The sequence below is a fragment of the Streptomyces marinisediminis genome (assembly GCF_026262575.1).
GTDB lineage: Bacteria > Actinomycetota > Actinomycetes > Streptomycetales > Streptomycetaceae > Streptomyces > Streptomyces marinisediminis.
In genome coordinates, this window is the sequence record NZ_JAPKFL010000001.1 from 106,142 (window position 1) to 124,331 (window position 18,190).

16 protein-coding genes are annotated in these 18,190 nt (G+C 72.5%); 8 read left to right on the forward strand and 8 right to left on the reverse strand.

Annotated features, from left to right (window positions below; translation table 11 throughout):
* The first annotated feature begins 236 nt into the window (after positions 1-236).
* Positions 237-1,262, forward strand: a complete 1,026-nt coding sequence (locus OSB71_RS00480) for an ATP-dependent 6-phosphofructokinase (protein WP_265942888.1) — start codon at positions 237-239, stop codon at positions 1,260-1,262.
* A gap of 197 nt (positions 1,263-1,459) precedes the next feature.
* Here the strand turns inward: OSB71_RS00480 and OSB71_RS00485 are convergent, their stop codons facing one another.
* Positions 1,460-2,161: a helix-turn-helix domain-containing protein gene (locus OSB71_RS00485; RefSeq protein WP_265942890.1), complete on the reverse strand. Its 702-nt coding sequence runs from the start codon at positions 2,159-2,161 to the stop codon at positions 1,460-1,462.
* A gap of 392 nt (positions 2,162-2,553) precedes the next feature.
* Here OSB71_RS00485 and OSB71_RS00490 point away from each other — a divergent pair, with 392 nt between their 5' ends.
* Genes OSB71_RS00490 through OSB71_RS00505 form a run of 4 tightly spaced genes read left to right on the forward strand, consistent with a single transcriptional unit; the run spans position 2,554 to position 7,931 of the window.
* On the forward strand, positions 2,554-3,072 hold the full coding sequence (locus OSB71_RS00490; RefSeq protein WP_265942891.1) for a hypothetical protein: 519 nt from the start codon (positions 2,554-2,556) through the stop codon (positions 3,070-3,072).
* Between the two features lie 9 nt (positions 3,073-3,081).
* Complete coding sequence (locus tag OSB71_RS00495; RefSeq protein WP_265942893.1) at positions 3,082-5,313, forward strand: hypothetical protein; 2,232 nt, start codon at positions 3,082-3,084, stop codon at positions 5,311-5,313.
* A 9-nt stretch (positions 5,314-5,322) separates the two neighbouring features.
* Entirely contained in the window at positions 5,323-6,372 is a 1,050-nt protein-coding gene (locus OSB71_RS00500; RefSeq protein ID WP_265942895.1) for a hypothetical protein, read from the forward strand.
* Positions 6,369-7,931 (forward strand): glycosyltransferase family 39 protein, encoded by a 1,563-nt coding sequence (locus OSB71_RS00505; RefSeq protein WP_265942897.1) that lies wholly within the window; start codon positions 6,369-6,371, stop codon positions 7,929-7,931. Before OSB71_RS00500 ends, OSB71_RS00505 begins: the two co-directional genes overlap by 4 nt.
* Here the strand turns inward: OSB71_RS00505 and OSB71_RS24450 are convergent.
* The 4 genes from OSB71_RS24450 to OSB71_RS00530 form a co-directional block, all read right to left on the reverse strand.
* Complete coding sequence (locus OSB71_RS24450) at positions 7,877-8,809, reverse strand: SRPBCC domain-containing protein (RefSeq protein WP_323055240.1); 933 nt, start codon at positions 8,807-8,809, stop codon at positions 7,877-7,879. The two genes, OSB71_RS00505 and OSB71_RS24450, sit on opposite strands and share 55 nt — an antisense overlap.
* Positions 8,806-9,189 (reverse strand): ArsR/SmtB family transcription factor, encoded by a 384-nt coding sequence (locus tag OSB71_RS00520; RefSeq protein ID WP_265942899.1) that lies wholly within the window; start codon positions 9,187-9,189, stop codon positions 8,806-8,808. Before OSB71_RS00520 ends, OSB71_RS24450 begins: the two co-directional genes overlap by 4 nt.
* Before the next feature lie 505 nt (positions 9,190-9,694).
* Positions 9,695-9,898, reverse strand: a complete 204-nt coding sequence (locus OSB71_RS00525; RefSeq protein ID WP_265942901.1) for a DUF397 domain-containing protein — start codon at positions 9,896-9,898, stop codon at positions 9,695-9,697.
* On the reverse strand, positions 9,895-10,734 hold the full coding sequence (locus tag OSB71_RS00530; RefSeq protein ID WP_265942903.1) for a helix-turn-helix domain-containing protein: 840 nt from the start codon (positions 10,732-10,734) through the stop codon (positions 9,895-9,897). Before OSB71_RS00530 ends, OSB71_RS00525 begins: the two co-directional genes overlap by 4 nt.
* Positions 10,735-10,854: 120 nt before the next feature.
* On the opposite strand from OSB71_RS00530, the gene OSB71_RS00535 reads away from it, so the two are divergent.
* Genes OSB71_RS00535 through OSB71_RS00545 form a run of 3 tightly spaced genes read left to right on the forward strand, consistent with a single transcriptional unit; the run spans position 10,855 to position 13,764 of the window.
* The gene (locus OSB71_RS00535; protein ID WP_265942905.1) at positions 10,855-11,295 is read left to right on the forward strand and encodes a hypothetical protein; all 441 of its coding nucleotides are present in this window, start codon (positions 10,855-10,857) and stop codon (positions 11,293-11,295) included.
* A 28-nt stretch (positions 11,296-11,323) separates the two neighbouring features.
* The gene (locus tag OSB71_RS00540; protein ID WP_265943331.1) at positions 11,324-12,043 is read left to right on the forward strand and encodes a TetR/AcrR family transcriptional regulator; all 720 of its coding nucleotides are present in this window, start codon (positions 11,324-11,326) and stop codon (positions 12,041-12,043) included.
* Positions 12,044-12,081: 38 nt separating this feature from the next.
* Entirely contained in the window at positions 12,082-13,764 is a 1,683-nt protein-coding gene (locus OSB71_RS00545; RefSeq protein WP_265943333.1) for an MDR family MFS transporter, read from the forward strand.
* 64 nt (positions 13,765-13,828) lie between these two features.
* On the opposite strand, the gene OSB71_RS00550 is transcribed toward OSB71_RS00545, so the two are convergent.
* The 3 genes from OSB71_RS00550 to OSB71_RS00560 all read right to left on the reverse strand — a co-directional run bounded on the left by OSB71_RS00550 (position 13,829) and on the right by OSB71_RS00560 (position 17,936).
* On the reverse strand, positions 13,829-14,047 hold the full coding sequence (locus OSB71_RS00550; RefSeq protein ID WP_265942907.1) for a dodecin: 219 nt from the start codon (positions 14,045-14,047) through the stop codon (positions 13,829-13,831).
* 68 nt (positions 14,048-14,115) lie between these two features.
* Positions 14,116-16,560, reverse strand: coding sequence for a 1,4-alpha-glucan branching enzyme (gene glgB / locus OSB71_RS00555; RefSeq protein WP_416237174.1), 2,445 nt, complete (start codon positions 16,558-16,560; stop codon positions 14,116-14,118).
* Complete coding sequence (locus tag OSB71_RS00560) at positions 16,485-17,936, reverse strand: maltokinase N-terminal cap-like domain-containing protein (protein WP_265942911.1); 1,452 nt, start codon at positions 17,934-17,936, stop codon at positions 16,485-16,487. The genes glgB and OSB71_RS00560 overlap by 76 nt, the downstream gene beginning before the upstream one ends.
* Positions 17,937-18,190 lie beyond the last annotated feature (254 nt).

The following is an 18,190-nucleotide window of genomic DNA, read 5'->3' on the forward strand; positions in this document are numbered from 1 at the left end:
CCCCCGCGCCGGGGCCGGGCGGGCTCCCCGCGGCCGGTCCCGACGGCTCCGCCGCCCCGCCCCGGGCCGGGCGCCATTGAGGAGCCGGGGGCCGGTGGGAGAGGGTGGGCGGGGCGTGGGAGTGCGGGCCGGTCCGGGCGGGGATCGGCATGCGGACAGGCACGGCGTCGTGCGTTCAAGACGTGAAACAATCCCACCGCCCCATCGGACCGTCCCCGATCAGGAAGAGCGAAAGCATGCGTATCGGAGTCCTCACCGCCGGCGGCGACTGTCCCGGCCTGAACGCCGTCATCCGGTCCGTCGTGCACCGGGCCGTGGCCGACCGGGGGGACGAGGTTATCGGCTTCGAGGACGGCTACAAGGGCCTGCTCGACGGCCGCTACCGGGAGCTGGACCTCAACTCCGTGGGCGGCATCCTCGCCCGCGGCGGGACGATCCTGGGGTCGGCCCGGCTGGAGCGCGACCGCCTGACGGAAGCGTGCGCGAACGGCGAGGAGCTGCTCGCCCGCCTGGGCATCGACGCGCTGGTCCCCATCGGCGGCGAGGGCACGCTGACCGCCGCCAGCATGCTCTCCGACGCCGGTCTGCCCGTCGTCGGCGTGCCGAAGACCATCGACAACGACATCTCCGCCACCGACCGCACGTTCGGCTTCGACACCGCCGTCGGCGTGGCCACCGAGGCGATGGACCGGCTGAAGACCACCGCCGAGTCCCACCAGCGCGTCATGGTCGTCGAGGTCATGGGGCGGCACGCGGGGTGGATCGCGCTCGAGGCGGGCATGGCCGGCGGCGCCCACGGCATCTGCCTGCCCGAGCGGCCCTTCCAGGTCGACGCGCTGACGAAGATGGTCCAGGAGCGGTTCGCGCGCGGCAAGAAGTTCGCCGTCATCTGCGTCGCCGAGGGCGCCCGTCCGGCCGAGGGGACGATGTCCTACGAGAAGGGCGTCATCGACCAGTACGGGCACGAGCGCTTCACCGGGATCGGCAACCGCCTCGCGCGCGAGCTGGAGGGCCGCCTGGGCACCGAGGCCCGCCCGGTCATCCTCGGCCACGTCCAGCGCGGCGGCACCCCGACGGCGTACGACCGCGTGCTGGCCACCCGGTTCGGCTGGCACGCGGTCGAGGCCGCGCACCGGGGGGACTTCGGCATGATGACGGCGCTGCGCGGCACGGACATCGTCATGGCCCCGCTGGCCGACGCGACGCGCGAGCTGAAGACGGTGCCGCAGGAGCGCATGGACGAGACGGAAGCGGTCTTCTGACGCCCCGCGCCGGGTCGGGCGCCCCGCGCCGGGTCGGGCGCCCCGCGCCGGGTCGGGCGCCCCGCGCCGGGTCGGGCGCCCCGCGCCGGGTCGGGCGCCCCGCGCCGGGTCGGGCGCCCCGCACCGGGTCGGGCGCCCCGCACCGGGCCGGGCGCCCCGCACCGGCCCGGGCGTCCCCCGCGCCGGGTCGTCCGGTCTCAGCCGTCGTGCCGGACGGCCTCCAGGTGGGCCCAGAAGTGCTCGGTCACCCGGTCCAGGTACCGCCGCCCGGCGTCCACGGAGCTGCTGCCGGTCTCGGTGCCGGTGTCGATCCAGCTCAGCGAGGAGAAGCTGCGCTGGTGGAACTCGTCGTGCAGGCGCTCCAGGACGCGTTCGACCGTGGCCGTCTCCACCTGCGGCAGCAGCCTGCACACCGGCTTGACGTACGCCTGCCAGCGCGAGCCGGCCGCGCTGCGGAGCTGGTCGGCCAGCTTGCCGTCCCTGCCGACCAGTTCGACGTGCGTCCGCGTCGACAGGCCCAGCACCGCCGCGAGGGTGGCGGCCTGCTGGTCCGTCCCCGTCCACCGCCCGGTCCGCTCCACCTCGGCGTACTGGGCCGCCGGCATGCCGATCCGCAGCGCCACGTCGGTGAGCGCCGTACCGCGCACCAGCCGGTACTCGTGCAGGGTGCGCGGCCGCCCCAGCAGGTCACCGGGCGAGCACCACAGCGCACCGGCCAGCGCGGCGAGCTGCTTCTCGTCGGGGGAGTCCTCCGAGAGCTCCCAGGCGGCGATCGTCTCGGGGGTGACGCGGAGCCCGAAGGCGGCCCACATGCCGTAGGCGACGTGGGCGGGGGTCATACCGAGCGACTCCCGCAGGCGACGGGCCGCGGCGGCGTCGAAGGGCGGTCGTGCGTGCATCAGGCAACGCTAGAGGCGACGACGTGCCGGGACCCACCGTGCGTTCACCCGAATCAACAAACTGTAGATTGCTCCAGCGCCCCCCGCGACACCGTGCGGACCAGCGTAACCCCTGTTCCTACCTGACGGTAGCCCTTGGCCTGGACCAGCGGCCCCCCAGGCCCCGCTCCCGGCGCCACGGCGGGCGCCGCACCGGCCCGCGAACGCCCCCCGGCAGGCGAGGAGTCGGCGGTCGAGCGCGGCCGGATGGCCCCACCGGCCCCGCACACCCCTCCCGTTACGATCAGTGCGGGCTCGGCACGCACGACGTAGCGGGCGCGCGCCGCCACCGGCACCCGCCCGCCCGCACGCCAGCGCCGAGCCCGGGGGTAAGGACAAGGGGAGGGGAACCCATGGCCCTGGACGACGACCGGCCGACGACGACGCGGAACGGCACCGCACCCGAACCGGGCATCTTCGGACCGCCACCCGGCTCGGACATGGCGCACTCCGAGGCCGAGAAGAAGAAGGCCGCGCGGTACATCGAGGAGCACCTGGGCCCGGACACGCACAAGGCCGGAGCCCTCGCGGACGGGGACACCACGGCCGTGGTCGGCAGCAGGACCGCCCCCAGCACGGTCAGCGCGGGCTCCCTGCGGGGCTGGGAGGTACGGACCGGGCTCGACGGCCGGCTGGAGGAGTGGCACCGCAACTGCAAACGGCTCACCGCCCGGCTCGAAGGCGAACTCAACGGCCTGCGGCGGACGAACGTGCTCTTCCAGGGCACGGAGCTGGACACCGGCGCCACGTTCACCGGCATCAATCACCAGTTCGTCAGCCCGATCGCCGACCTGGCGCCGGGCGGTCCGCACCCCCCGTACGCGTCGCCGTACCGGCCGTCCTCCGCGCCCAGCCCGATAACGGAGCTCTGAGGAACCACCGTGGCCGTCGACTACGCGACCATCATCAGCGCCGACCTCTCCGGCCTGAGCACCGCGGCCTCCGCCTGGCGGCGCATGGGGGACCGGTTCGACACCCTGCACGGCGACTACGGCGACCACGTCAGGGCCGCCGCCGAGTCGGAGAACTGGCTGGGGCAGTCGGTCAGCGCCTTCAAGAGCCAGGCCCAGATGACGCAGGAGGAGTACGCCGCCGCGCGCGACGAGGCGTGGGCGGTGGCCGACCTGCTGGACGAGGCCCACGGCACGCTCACCCGGCTCAGGAACAGGGTGACCGGTGCCAGGGACGACGCCGAGCAGGCCGGTATGGAGGTCAACCCCTACGGGCGGTGTTCGCTCGACCTGAGCAGGCTCGACGAGGACGAGGCGGAGATCTACCGGCGCAACCAGATGGCCCGCCAGGAGCTGGAGGACTCGTGGACGGGGAAGATCAGCGACGCGGTCGTAGCCGTCCAGCAGGCCGACGAGAACATCAAGCTCGCCCTCATGGCCAACCCCTCGGACGGCACGGGCCTGGTGGACGGCTTCGACGCCTCCCTGCACGGCGACGTCGGTGCGGTGAACGCCGGACGCGCCAGCGAACTGTACGCGAAGCTCGAAAGCGGCGAGCAGCTCACCGCGGAGGAGCTCGCCGAGCTGGAGTTCCTCGTGCGGCAGAACGAGGGGGACACCGAGTTCAGCCGCACCCTGCTGAACGCCCTCGACGCCGAAGGCACCATCGGCGCGGCCAACGAGCTGCACGCCCGCACCTACTCCGCGGACGCCGCCGAGAAGCGGCAGTACCTCTCGGTCCAGGAAGGGCTGGCGAACACCATCGCCACGGCCACCACGGTCGACGGCAAGGGCACCGCGGCGGACAAGGACTTCCTGCGCGCCTGGCGTGACGGCATGCGCGAAGCCGGGGTGGCGGAGTACGGCGTCCAGGTGGGCGAGCACAACGAGGACGCGGGGCAGCGAGCCCGGGGCTATCAGAGCCTGCTCACCCTCATGCAGCACGGCAGCGGCTACGACGAGGAGGTCCTGCACGGCCTGGCCGACGACATACGGGCGGCGGAGGACCCGGCACAGGGCGGCGACCCCGATCTCTGGGACCTGGACACCTCGTTCTCCGGCGAGGACGGCGACTCGTTCGCCAGGGACCCGCTGGACGCGACCCTGGGTCTCATGAGCAGGAGTCCGGACACCGCGACGAACTACCTCGACCCGGCGAAGGACAACGACACGCTCACGTACCTGCTCGACGAGCGGGACTGGAACTTCCGGGACACCGTCGAGATGGGTTCGAACGCCCAGCACACCGGGCCTGACGCCCGGTTCTCCGACAGCCACACCGGACTGGGCAAGGTACTCGAAGCCGCCGCCACCGGAGCACCCCCACTGGGCGAGAACGAGCCACCCCGCCTCAACGCCCCCCACACGGAGGCCCAGGCCCGAGTCATGCAGGAGACGGTGACGCTCCTGGACCCCGCCACGGAAAAATCGATTCCCAGTAGTTTCGAGTTCCCGGAGAATATTCGCCGGCCCGTCGCCAACGCCCTTGCTGAGTATGGCCAGGATACCCACATTGTCCTGGGCAGTGTGGATGACGAACGTTTGGTGGATAACTCGACGTGGCGTGATGATTCTGGGGATTGGCGCATTGCTCCGGAAGTTGATAAACTCGTTCGCGTCATGCGTGGACTTTCGGAGGATCCCGAAGCTTACAGCGTCCTACACGAGATGGAGCGTATGCGGTTCAGGGAAGCGATGGCGGAATTTTCCGAAGACAGAACTGCGCAGGACGATGAGGTGCGGAACGAAGCGGTCTTGGGGGCGAAGGCCATGGGGGTGTTTGACGGTATCCGGCAGGACATCGCTGCTGATCTCACTGATAAGCGTGTATCTGAGGCTCAGTGGAGTTCGAAAGTTGCCTATCACGTCCTAGGTGGAATGGTGACTCCATTCCCCGGTGGCGACGGGGCGCAACGCATTATCGACACATTGGCTAGCGTCTGGGCGGGTGAGGTCGAGGCTGATGCCACAGGAGAGAAGAACGCAGAGATTGCCAAGGAGTACCTCACTACAGAGAAAGTGGTAACTCTTGGCATTGGCGACTGGGCCGAAGAGCGGGGCATGGACCGTGACGGCAGTGCTGTGGACCTTTTGCAAGCTGAGGCGCTGCTGTACGCAGAAAATGGGCGAACGGCTGCCAGTACATATCTCGGAAGTGACTAGGAGAGGCAGATGAAGAAGAAGATCGCTGCCTTGGTGTGTGGTGTTCTCCTGGTCGCCGGGGGCGGGTTGTATGCCACGGGTACGGTGGATGAGTGGCAGGCGAAGCGTTCTCTGGATGACGCGTGCGACGGCATCGTCTCCCTGGCGAGTGCGCGGACCCTGCTGGGGGAGCGGGGGGTCAGGGCTCGTCAACTGCCCTTGGAGGGGGACGTTCCGTCCGAGACGTTGACGAACTGTCGCGTCAGGTCGGCGGACCGCTTTCCCGGATTCAGGCTCCGGGTGAGCAAGGGGGAAAGAAACCTGTGGATCTTGAGGGAGATCCGGCACTATCTGCTGCAAGCCAGTTCCGCTTCTTCGGCGCCTATCGGTGAAGGCTGGCCGGGCGTCGTGACGGAGGGAGGGGACCTGCTCACCCACGTCACCCTCGCGCTTTCCTGCGGCGACGGCCGTGCGGAGTACCTGTGGGTGCAGGGCGAGGGTTACGCGGTCATGTCTCCGGGGTTCCGTGAGGAGGACAGGCGCCTGGCTCTGTCGCGCATCGTCACCGCCGCCGCCAAGGAGGCGGGGCGGAAGTGGGGCTGTGACGTGCCGGCGGGCACTCCGCCCGCGGAGTGGGTGCCCAGTGCGAACTACGCCGATCCGGTCGGTCTCGCCGCGGCTTCGGGTACGTGCTCCGGGGCGGGGGCCGTGGCCGAGGTCGCGGCGCAGGCGGGTCTTCGCCGGGTCCTCGAAGCGCCGACCAGTCCGGACACGCCCGTGGAGGACTGCTTCCTGCTGAACGAGTCGGGGGAGAAGGTTCTGCGGTTCTCTTCCTTCTTCGGTGCCTTCACGGACACCTACCGCGTCGGCGGGCTACAGCGGTCGCAACCCGAGGGATCGGACGACGGTCTGCGGTGGAAGAGTTCCGAGTGCCGGTCTGGTCATGAGGGCCTGCACGTCCTGGCCACGCTGGAGGCCGAGAGCGGTGAGGCGGGCCCGGAGCTTCAGGAGGCGCTTCTCACGGCCCTGGCGGCCGACGCGGCCGAGCGCAAGAACTGCACCGTGACGTCGGCTCCATGAGTCTTGCGCGCCTCGTGCACACCTGCATGGATATTCTGCGGCGTCGTCCGCCCGTTTGGTTGATTCCGTTCCTGTGGACCCTCGCCCTCGGGGTGTGGGGGCTGTCCCGGCGGCACAGCGTCTGGCGGGACGAGGCGGCGACCTGGCAGGTGGCCGCGCGGTCGACCGGCGAGATCTGGCACATGCTGGAGCAGGTCGACGCTGTTCACGGGCTCTACTACCTGCTGATGCACGGCCTCTTCGAGTGCTTCGGAGCCGGTACCACGACGTTGCGGCTGCCCTCCGTCCTGGCCATGGCGGTGGCGGCGTCGTGTGTGACGGTCATCGGCCGCCACCTGGGCGGCGTCCGGGCGGGCCTGGGGGGAGGGCTGGCGTTCGGGTTACTTCCGGCCGTGCAGTTCCACCTGCAAGAAGGCCGACCGTATGCGATCGTCACGGCCGGAGCCGCGGTCTCGACACTGCTGTTGGTGACCGCGCTCAGAGGACGGCGTCGTCAGCCGCTGCTTTGGGCGGCGTACGGTGGCGTGACGCTGCTGTGCGGGTGGTTGAACTGGTTGTCGCTGCTGATGCTGCCCGCCCACCTGGCGACCTTGCTGTGGACGCGGCCCCGGCGCGGGATGTGGACGCGCTGGGCGGCGGCCTCCGCATGCGCCACAGCGTGTGCCATGCCGCTGATCCTGTTCACTCGGGGGCAGGCGCAACAGATATCCTGGATACCGCCGCTGTCCTGGCACATGATGATCGGCCCAGCGGTCCTCTTGGCCATCGGCGGTGTCGGGGCCCTGGTGGACCGGCCGCGGGTGGGCCGGCTGTCGGTGGCGGCCGTCGGGTTGCCCCTGCTGGCGGTGCCGCAGATATCCCTGATCGGTATGTCCCTGGTCAAGCCGATGTTCTTGGAACGGTACGTCCTGTTCAGCCTGCTGGGCCTGGCCTTGCTGATCGGGGCGACGCTTGATGCTGTGGCGCGGGCGGTGACGCCGCGGTTTCCCAGGGCGTCGGCGTGGACCGTCCCCGTGGTGGTCGCCGTGGCGGTGCTGGCCCTGCTGCCGCAGTCGCTGGCCAAGCGCTCCCCGGCGAGTCGGGTGGACGACGTTCTGGCGGTGGCGGCGGACGTGCGGCGGCTCAAGGGGCCGGGGAGCGCGGTGGTCTTCGTGCCGGCAGCGCGGCGCGACACCAGGTTGGTCTCTCCCGACGCCTTCGCCGGTCTGCGCGACATCGCCCTGGCGGAGAGTCCGGAGGCGTCGGGGACGCTCAAGGGGGTGGAGGCGAGCCCGGCTCGGATAGAGGCCGGGATGCTCGCCGAGCGGGAGATAGTCCTCGTCACAGACGCGGCCGAGGTGGCCAGGCCCGCCGCGACCAAGCGGGACAAGGTGAAGCTGTCCGTCCTGGACGAGTACTTCACGGTGGTGGCCGACGAGCAAACCCGCGGTCGGCGGGTGGCGGTGTTCCGGTGGAACGGAGCGGGGCCGGTGGTCTCGGAGGCTGGCCGGGGGGCGGGGCGGGGTCAGGTGATCCGCTCGGCCAGTTCGACGATGATGCCTTCCGGGCCGCGGACGTAGCACAGGCGGTAGCTGTCCTCGTAGCGCTCCAGGTCGCCGACGAGTTCCGTGCCGCGGGCCCGCAGGCGGGAGACGACGGCGTCGATGTCCTCGACGGCGAACGCGACGTGGCGGAGGCCCAGGGCGTTCGGCGCCCCGTCGCGGCTGCCGCCGTGGTCCGCCGGGGTGTGGAACTTCGTCAGCTCCAGCCGTCCGTGGCCGTCCGGCGTCTGCACGACCGCGACCTCCGCCCTGACCCCTTCGAGCCCCACGACGCGGTCCACCCAGCGGCCCTCGACCGGGGCCCGGCCCTGGAGTTCGAGGCCCAGGTCGACGAAGAACGCCGTGGCGGACTCCAGGTCGTCGACGACGACGCCCACGTGCTCCATCCGGCGGACCGCGCCGCGCGGGGCACCGGGAGCCCTCGGCGGGGAGGGCTCGGCCAGGTTCTCGGCGAGGCTGTCGAGCGTGGAGGTCCAGCCGTCGTGCATGAACCCGTCGCCCGCGTGCCCCGGAGCCCCCTGGAGGCGGAAGGTCATCTCCGTCCTGCCGCCGAGGTCGGCGAAGGCCAGTGTGACGACGGGGGAGTCCTCGACCGCGGCGTCCGGGTAGCCCCAGGTGAAGACCAGGCGCTCGGGCTCGGTGATCTCCAGGTAGGCCCCGCCGGTCGAGACGCGTTCGCCGGTCTCGTCCGAGACCATCACGTAGCCGTAGCGGCCGCCGACCCGCAGATCGACGTGCACCTCCTCGCGCGGCGTGGTGGCGCCCCGGGGGTGGAGCCACCGCGCCATCTCGTCGGGCTCGGTCCACGCCCGCCACACGAGGTCGCGCGGGGCGTCGAGCACCCTGGTGATGGTGAAGCCCTGCGACATGTCGATCGGCTTCGCGTTCTCGGTCATCGTTCGTTCGTCCCTTCCTGGTGGTGGCCCCCGGCCGCTTCCGGGTTCCGCTCGCGCTTCATCTCCCGGAGCCGGTCCTCCAGCGCGTCGAAGCTCTCCTGCCACGCGGCGCGCTGCCGGTCGAGCCAGGCGGACGCCTCGTCGAGCGGGTCGGTGCGCAGCGTGCAGGTACGCCACTGCGCCTGCCGGGTGCGGACCACGAGCCCCGCCGCCTCCAGGACCTTCAGGTGCTGCGAGACGGCCGGCTTGCTGATCTCCAGCGGCCGGGCCAGCTCCCCGGCGGTGGCCGGGCCCCGGCTGAGCCGTGCCAGCATCGCGCGCCGGTTCGGCTCGGCCAGGGCGCCGAAGACGAGGTCGAGGGTCGTGGACGCGTCCTGCACTTCGGCACCTTCTTAATTAAGCAACTACTTAAACGTAGGGCCGTGCGGGCTGCGGGGTCAAGCGTGTGGGCGAGTGCGTACGCCGTCGGCGCCGCACCGGTCGGCGTCGCGCCGCCCCCGCTCACCTCTCGCCGTCCGGTTCGCCGGGGACTTCCGGACGCGGTCCACGCGCGGCGGGCGACGACCCGGCCGAGGGCTGGGCGGACGTATCGGCCGACGGGGCTTGACGTGGCCGCCGGAGCGGAGAGGGGGCCGCCGCGACGGCGGGAACAGGCCGTCCGTGACGGGGAGCCGTCGGCGGCCGTGCGCGGTGTGGACAACCGGCCCCGCCAGGCGCGCACGTCGCGGTGCGCCTGGCGGGCCCCGGGGTGGCGCTCTCGGGGACGCCTCCCGGGTGCCGCACTCGTGGACGCCTCCGGGGTGGCGCTTCCGCCGGCACGGTCAGCCGCGTGGGCGGTGTCCCGCGCGCGCTGCCGTGCCGACGGGGCCGGGGCGGGCCGCTGCGTCAGCGCGCGGTGTGGGCCAGGAAGGCCGTCCACGCGGTGGGGGTGAAGGCGAGTGAGCCGCGTGCGGTGTCCTTGGAGTCCCGCACGTGCACCACCGACTCCGCACACCCACACGCGGCCACCTCCACGCAGTCGCCTCCGCTTCCATCGCTGTACGTGGACTTGTGCCACTGGAGGTTGAACTGCTTCTCCATAACGCTCATGTGAACTCCTCGGCTTTCCGCAGGATCAGGTCACGCGACTCGTAAGGGCCCAGAGCCTGTGCGCGGATCATGGCATATCGCTGCGTCAGCTCGGACACTTCTTCCGGTTGCGTGATCAACAGACCGCGCCGTTGTGCTTCCAGGTACACCACACGGCTGTGGTCAGGACGCTCGAACAGTTTCATGGGGCCTTCCGTGCCTGCGTGCTCGCCTCTTGAACCGCAGTTCAACGGCAGTACCTGCACGGTGATGTTGGGTCGCTTGGAAAGCTCCACGAGGTGCCACAGTTGCTCGCGCATGGTCGCAGGTGTGCCGAACTGACGCAGCAAAGAGGACTCTTCCTGCACCAGTTCCAAGTGGGGCATGGGATGCGTGCGCTCGAAGAGCGCCTGCCTGGCGACTCGCGCCTGCACGAACTGTTCGGCCGCGTCCGTTGTCACCGCGGGGTAGGCGCCCTTGATCACGGCCGTGGCGTACGCCTCGGTCTGGAAGGGACCGTCCACGACCATGGTCTGGTAGCCGCAGACGCTGATCGCGTCGCGTTCGAGCAGCGCGTAGTCCCGGAAGTGAGGCGGAAAGCGGTCGACGTCCACGTATGGCAGCAGTTTGGTGAGAATCCTGCGGCCGTCGAACAACTCGCGGTCCAGTAGGGAGAGCATCTTGATCGTGACGCCGTCCTTGCACGTCTCCAGTTTGCTGACGGCGGCACCTGAGTAGTTGATCAACCGTCCCAGTTCCTCCTGGGAGAGACCTCGTTCCTCCCGCGCCGAGCGAGCGAGGTCGGCGATTGCCTGACGGGTCGCGGACGCCATTCGGCGGTTCTCTTCCTCTGCCACGAGCTTCCCCTCTCGACATGGCTCGACATGCCGCAACTCGCGTTCGATCAACGCGCGACTCGGTCACCTATCGAGTCCACGGCATTACATACGGTAGGCCGCGCGTCCGACACTCGACCCATGAACAGTGAAAGTCGTGATCCGCGCATCCCCTGGGTGCCGTTGCTCGGGTGCCACCTGCGGGTGGCCGGGGTGTACTTCGACGCCGTGCGGGTGGCCGGGCCGCACGGGCGGGACGTCGCGGAGCAGTTCGGGGAGCTGACCGGCGGGGACCCGGGTCCGGTGGTCCTGGAGCGGGACGGCCGACGGGCGGCGTACTTCCTCGTGGCGCCCGGCAGCACGGGCAACCGGCGCTGGCCGAGGGGTGTGGAACTGCTCACGGGGCAGGCCGGGCAGAACCGGCGCTGCTACGTCGGCGTGCCCGCGCTCGGCGGGGACACGTGGCCGCTGAGCTGGTACAGCAGGCCGGCGCCGGACGGTCGGCTGGTGCACACCGCGCTGCTGCACGCGGTGCTGTGCGCGATGGCGGGCCAGCGGTCGCCGTGGGTGGCCCGGTGCTGATTTTGCACCGACTGCATTTTTGCATACCCTGCAAAGCGTGACGGAGAGAGAGGCGCTCGGGCTGCGCGAGCGCAAGAAGCGGGCGACGCGCGCGGCGCTGGCGGAGGCCGCGGTGCGGCTGGCGGTCGAGCACGGGGCGGAGAACGTCACCGTGGAGGCGATCAGCCAGGCCGCCGGGGTCTCTCCGCGCACGTTCTTCAACTACTTCGACAGCCACGACGACGCCTTCGTCATGCTCGACGCCGAGGTGGGGGCGCGCGTCCGGCGGGCCGTGCTGGACGCGCCCGAGGACCACCCGCCGCTCGTCGCCGTACGGGACGCGCTCGCCGCCGAGCTGGTCGACGTCGAGCAGCGGCACGAGGTGTGGGAGCTGCGCGCGCAGGTGCTCCAGCGCTCGCCGCACCTGCTCGCCCGCAGCCTGGGCGCCCACATGGCGGACGAGGAGGGCCTGGCCCTGGCCGTCGCCCAGCGCATGGGGAACGCGCCCCGGGACGCCGAGCCCCAGGGCGCCGCCTCCCAGGGCGCCGAGCCCCGGGACGCCGCGCCCCGGGACGCCGCGGCGCTGGAGCTGTACCCGAGGCTGCTGGCGGCCATGTCGGCCACCGCCGTGCGCGTCGCCGTGCAGCACTGGTGCGCCCGTCGCCGTCCGGAACGGGCGTTCTCCGAGGTGTTCCGGCGCGTCTTCGACCAGCTCGCCGCGGGCCTGACCGAGCCCGTCGCCGACTCCCACCGAAAGCAGGACCCGTGACCGCAGTCGACACCCCGGTGGACCGGGCGCCCACCGACATGACCAACCGCCAGATACTCCAGGCCATGTCCGGCCTCATGGCCGGGATGTTCGTCGCCATCCTGGCCGGCACGGTCGTGGCCAACGCGCTGCCGCGCATCATCGCGGACCTGGGCGCCAGCCAGTCCGCCTACACCTGGGTCGTCACCGCCGAGCTGCTGGCGATGACCGCCACCGTCCCGCTGTGGGGCAAGCTCTCCGACCTCTACAACAAGAAGCTGCTGCTCCAGCTCTCGCTGGGCGTGTTCGTGGCGGGGTCGCTGCTGGCCGGGTTCTCCCAGGAGGCCGGCCTGCTGATCTTCAGCCGCGTCGTGCAGGGCGTGGGCGCCGGCGGCCTGACCGCGCTCGCGCAGGTGGTGATGGCCGCGATCATCCCGCCCCGCAGGCTGGGCAGGTACGCGGGCGTCTTCGGCGCCGTCTTCGCCGTGGGCACGGTGATCGGGCCGCTGGTCGGCGGCGTGCTGGTGGACACCTCGTGGCTCGGCTGGCGCTGGTGCTTCTTCATCGGCGTCCCCTTCGCGCTCCTGGCGATCGTGCTGCTCCAGCGCACGCTGTCCCTGCCCACCGTGCGGCGGGCGGCGAAGGTGGACTACCTGGGCGCGTTCCTGCTCGTCGGGGGCGTCTGCGCGCTGCTGGTCTGGACGACGCTGGCGGGCAGCCGGTTCGCCTGGGCCTCCTGGCAGACGGCGGCGCTGACCGGTGGCGGCGTGCTGCTGCTGGCGCTCGCGGTGTGGGTCGAGACGCGGGTGCCCGAGCCGATCATCCCGCTCGCCCTCTTCCGCAACCGCACCGTGACGCTGACGACCGTGGCCAGCCTGCTCGTCGGCGTGGCGATGTTCGGCGGCACGGTGTTCCTCTCGCAGTACTTCCAACTGGCGCTCGGCAAGTCACCGACGGTCGCGGGCCTGATGAGCCTGCCGATGATCGGCGGCCTGCTGGTGTCGTCCACCGTGGCCGGGCAGGTCATCAGCGCCACCGGCCGGTGGAAGGTGTACCTGGTCTCCGGCGCGGTGATCATGACGGTCGGGCTCGGGCTGCTCTCCACGATCGACGCCGACACCGGGTTCGGCGTGCTGAGCCTGTACATGGCGCTGCTGGGCGTCGGCGTCGGCATGCTGATGCAGAACCTCGTGCTCGCCGCGCAGAACGACGTTCCGGCGGCCGACCTGGGCGCGGCCACCTCCGTGCTGTCGTTCTTCCGCAGCATGGGCGGCACCATCGGCACCAGCGTGCTGGGCGCGGTGCTCGCGCACCGGGTCGCGGACGAGATGCGCAGCGGGCTCGGACAGGCGGGCGTCGCGGCCCCCGAGGGCGGCGGGGCGCACGGCGCGGTGCCGGACGTGGGCGCGCTGCCCGCGCCGGTGCGGGAGGTCGTGGAGCGGGCCTACGCGGCCGGTACCGCCGACCTGTTCCTCGTCGCGGCCCCCTTCGCCGCCCTGGCGTTCGTCGCGGTGCTGCTGCTGAAGGAGAAGCCGCTGAAGACGACGAGCGGCATGCAGCGCCTGGCCGAAGAGACCGCGGCCCCGGACGCCCCGCACGACCGCGGCGCCCCGGCCCGGGCCGGTACTCCGGACGCGGGTGCCGCGCCGGACACGGGCGCCGCGCCGGAGACGGGTGCCGCCTCGGGCGCCGACGACGCGCCGGACGCCGGCGGCCGGGCGGCCCCGGAGCCGGTCGGCTGAGGCGTGGGGCGGGCGCGCGGCCGACCGTCCGGGGCGCGGGCCGGTCGGCGCGCGGTCGCCGGGGTCACCCGGCGGTGTCGTCCAGCCGGAAGCCGACCTTCAGGCCGACCTGGTAGTGCGCCACCCGGCCGTCCTCGATGTGGCCGCGCACCTGGGTGACCTCGAACCAGTCCAGGCCGTGCAGCGTCCGCGCGGCGCGGCCGATGCCGTTGCGGATGGCCGCGTCCAGTCCTTCGTGCGAGGTGCCGACGATCTCGGTCACCCGGTAGGTGTGCTCGCTCATGGGCCGTCCTCCTGCGTGGGGCTCCTCCCACCGTGCCCCAGCGCGGGACGGCCCGCGAGCTGAGCGCGTCAGGCCGGGCGGAGCCAGAGGGTGGCCAGCGGCGGCAGGGTCAGCGCGAGGCTGGCGGGGCGGCCCTGCGCGGGGACGGGCCACGGCCGCACCGGGTCGGGCGGCGTCACCCCCGAGCCGCCGTACCGGGTGGCGTCGGTGTTCAGCACGGTCCGCCACGCCGCGACGCCCTCGGGCACCCCGATCCGGTAGTCGTGCCGCACGACGGGGGAGAAGTTGGTGACCGACAGCAGCGGCGAGCCGTCGGCCGCCAGGCGCAGGAAGGCGAAGACGTTGTCCTCGGCGGCGTCGGCCTCCACCCAGGCGAAGCCGGCCGGGTCGGTGTCCCGCTCCCACAGCGCGGGCGTCTCGGCGTACCGGGCGTTCAGGTCGCGCACCAGGTCGCGGACGCCGGCGTGGTCGCCGTGGGCGGGGTAGGCCGGGTCCAGCAGCCACCAGTCCGGGCCGTGCCCCTCGGACCACTCCGCGCCCTGGGCGAACTCCTGTCCCATGAACAGCAGTTGCTTGCCCGGGTGGGCCCACATGTAGCCCAGGTAGGCGCGGTGGTTGGCGCGCCGCTGCCACCAGTCGCCCGGCATCTTCGACACCAGCGAGCCCTTGCCGTGCACCACCTCGTCGTGCGAGATGGGCAGCACGTAGTTCTCGCTGTAGGCGTACACCATCGAGAACGTCATCTCGTGGTGGTGGTACCTGCGGTGCACCGGCTCCTTGGCGACGTACTCCAGCGAGTCGTGCATCCAGCCCATGTTCCACTTCAGACCGAAGCCGAGCCCGCCCCGGCCCTGCGGCCCCGCCTGGTGGGTGGGCCGGGTGACGCCGTCCCAGGCGGTGGACTCCTCCGCGACCGTCACCACGCCCGGGCAGCGCCGGTAGACGGTGGCGTTCATCTCCTGGAGGAAGCGCACCGCGTCCAGGTTCTCCCGGCCGCCGAACTCGTTGGGCGACCACTGGCCGTACTCGCGCGAGTAGTCCAGGTAGAGCATCGAGGCCACGGCGTCCACCCGCAGCCCGTCGATGTGGAACTCCTCGCACCAGTACACGGCGTTGGCGACGAGGAAGTTGCGCACCTCGGCGCGGCCGTAGTCGAACTCCAGCGTGCCCCAGTCCGGGTGCTCGGCGCGCTGGGGGTCGGGGTGCTCGTAGAGCGCGGTGCCGTCGAAGCGCGCCAGCGCCCAGTCGTCCTTGGGGAAGTGGGCGGGCACCCAGTCCATCAGCACGCCGATGCCCGCCTGGTGCAGCGCGTCCACCAGGTGCCGGAAGTCGTCCGGGGTGCCCAGCCGGGCCGTCGGCGCGTAGTAGCCGGTGACCTGGTAGCCCCACGAGCCGCCGAACGGGTGCTCGCACACCGGCATCAGCTCCACGTGCGTGAAGCCGAGGTCCTTCACGTACGCCGGGAGGTGCTCGGCCAGCTCGCGGTAGCCCGACCCCGGGCGCCAGGAGGGCAGGTGCACCTCGTAGACGGAGAACGGCGCCTGGTGCACCGGCCGCTCCGCGCGCCGCGCCAGCCACTGGGCGTCGCCCCAGCGGTAGGCGGACGCCGTCACGACGGACGCGGTGTCCGGCGGGCACTCGGTGCGGCGCGCCATCGGGTCCGCGCGCAGCCCGTGGGAGCCGTCGGGGCGGCAGACGTCGAACTTGTAGCGGGTGCCCTCGCCGACGCCGGGCAGGAACAGCTCCCACACGCCGCTGGAGCCCAGCGAGCGCATCGGCTGGGCGGTGCCGTCCCAGTAGGTGGCGTCGGTCGCCACCCGCACGCCCCGCGCGTTGGGCGCCCACACGGTGAAGCGCGTGCCCGCCACGCCGTCGACGGTCATGGGGTGGGCGCCGAGCGCCGTCCACAGCTCCTCGTGCCGGCCCTCGGCGATCAGGTGCAGGTCGAGCTCGCCCAGGGTGGGCAGGAAGCGGTAGGGGTCGGCGGTCTCGATCACCGTGTCGCCGTCGTAGGCGACGCGCAGCCGGTAGTCCGGCACCTCGGCGGGCCCGGGCAGGACGCCGGCGAAGAGGCCGCCGCCCTCGCTGTGCAGCGCCACCCGCCCGCGCGGCGTCAGCACGCTCACCGAGCGGGCGAACGGGCGCAGCGCGCGGACGAGGACGCCGCCCTCGCGCGGGTGCGCGCCCAGCACGGCGTGCGGGTCGTGGTGCGCCCCGGCCAGCAGCCGCTCCCGCTCGGCGGCGTCCAGCGGCGGGGCGGGCGCGGCCGTCGGCACGTCGGCGGACGGGGGTTCGCCGGACGGCGCTTCGGCGGACGGGGCCTGCGGGGACGGCGGGGCGGGGTCCGCCGCGGCGGGGTGCGCGGCCGGGCGGCGCGGGGCGGGCGTCGCGGCCGGGGGAGCCGCGCGGAAGGTTTCGGGCACCTCGGGGCGGGGAGTCACGGGGAAGTCCTCCTGGGGGATGGCGGGGCCTGCGCGAGACGGCGGATCGCGGCAAGCGGGATGGGCAGCCAGTCGGGGCGGTGGTGGGCTTCGTAGAGCACCTCGTAGACGGCCTTGTCCGTCTCGTAGGCGCGCAGCAGCGCGGCGTGCTCGCGCGGGTCGGTGCCGCCCGCCTCGGCGTAGCCCGCGCAGTAGGCGTCGCGGGTGGCCTCGGCCCAGCGGCGGGAGAACTCCGACGCGCCGCGCTGGCAGGCCGCGTAGTCGAACGAGCGCAGCATTCCGGCGACGTCCTGGAGCACCGGCCGCGGGCGCCGCCGCTCGGCCAGCTCCTTGGCCGGCTCGCCCTCGAAGTCGATGACCGACCAGCCGCCGTCCGCGCCGTCGCGGGCGGCCGTGCGCAGCACCTGGCCCAGATGCAGGTCGCCGTGGACGCGCTGGACCAGGCAGCCCTGCCCGGCCTCCGCCAGCTCGCGCACGGCCGCGAACGCCTCGCGCAGTCCGACGCGGTAGGGGCGCAACTGGGGCACGGCGTCGCAGGCGGCCTTCAGCCGCGCGGTCATCTCCTCGGCCACGGCGGCCAGCGACGGGCCGCGCAGCACGGCGGTGGGCAGCGCCGCGGCCAGCGCCGTGTGCACCTCGGCGGTGGCCCGGCCCAGCGAGCGGGCCGCACCGGTGAAGTCCGCCTCGCGGTGCAGGGCGTGCAGGGCGAGCCGCCAGCCGTCGCTGGAGCCGGGCAGGTATGGCTGGAGCACGCCGAGGGTGACCGGGTCCGCGGCGTCCGCCTCGAACCAGGCGACCGGGGCGGGGACCCGCGCACACCCGGTGCGGGCCAGCGCGAGCGGCAGCTCCAGGTCCGGGTTGACGCCCCGGCTCACCCGGCGGAACAGCTTCAGGATGTACGTGTCCCCGTAGACGATCGAGGAGTTGGACTGCTCCGCCCGCAGCGGCCGGGCCGGCAGCCCCGGCGGCAGGTGAGCGCCCGCCTCCCGGGCGAACCGCAGCGCGCCGACGCGGCCGGGGGTGCGCAGCCGCTCCAGCAGGACGCCGGTGAGCCGCTGGTCGGGGACGGCGTCGTAGACGGCGAGCCCCTTCAGCGGGCCCCACGCGGGCCGCCCGATGAGCGCGGGCGCGAGCGCGGGCGGCAGCACGGGACGGACGCCGAGCAGCAGTTGGTAGCAGTCGGCGTGGTCGCCCTGGTGCGCTCCCAGCAGCAGGTGCAGCAGCCCCGGCAGGCCCGGTGCGGCTCCGGTGCCCGGGCGGGGCAGCAGCTCGGTGGCGGCGGAGAGGGTCAGGCCGTCCAGCGCGCGGCCCTTCCCGGCGAACCACCGCTGTCTGGGCAGCCACTGGGTCAGCATCGGCCGCAGCGACCGCAGCAGCTCGGCGGCGGCCGGGCCGCCGGAGGCGTGCGGGGCGAGACGGGGCGAGGAGCTGTCCGGCTTGGCGGTCATGGCGTCCTTCCCCCGGGCACACGAGATGTACGCGAAGTGTCCCGGAATGCGGCATTGGCTGTCCGGCTGTGCGGGACGTGTTTCGGGGTAATCGACCGTGCGGCGGCTTGCGCACTGGGCCACACGGGTGGTTCTCCGGTTACTACGTGTGCCCTCGCTCCGCGCGTCCTAACCGACCGCCCCACCCGAGGCGTGCACCCGCCGGACGCGCCCGGCGGCCGGACGCGCGCGGGGTCCGGAGGCGGCCGGGGCCC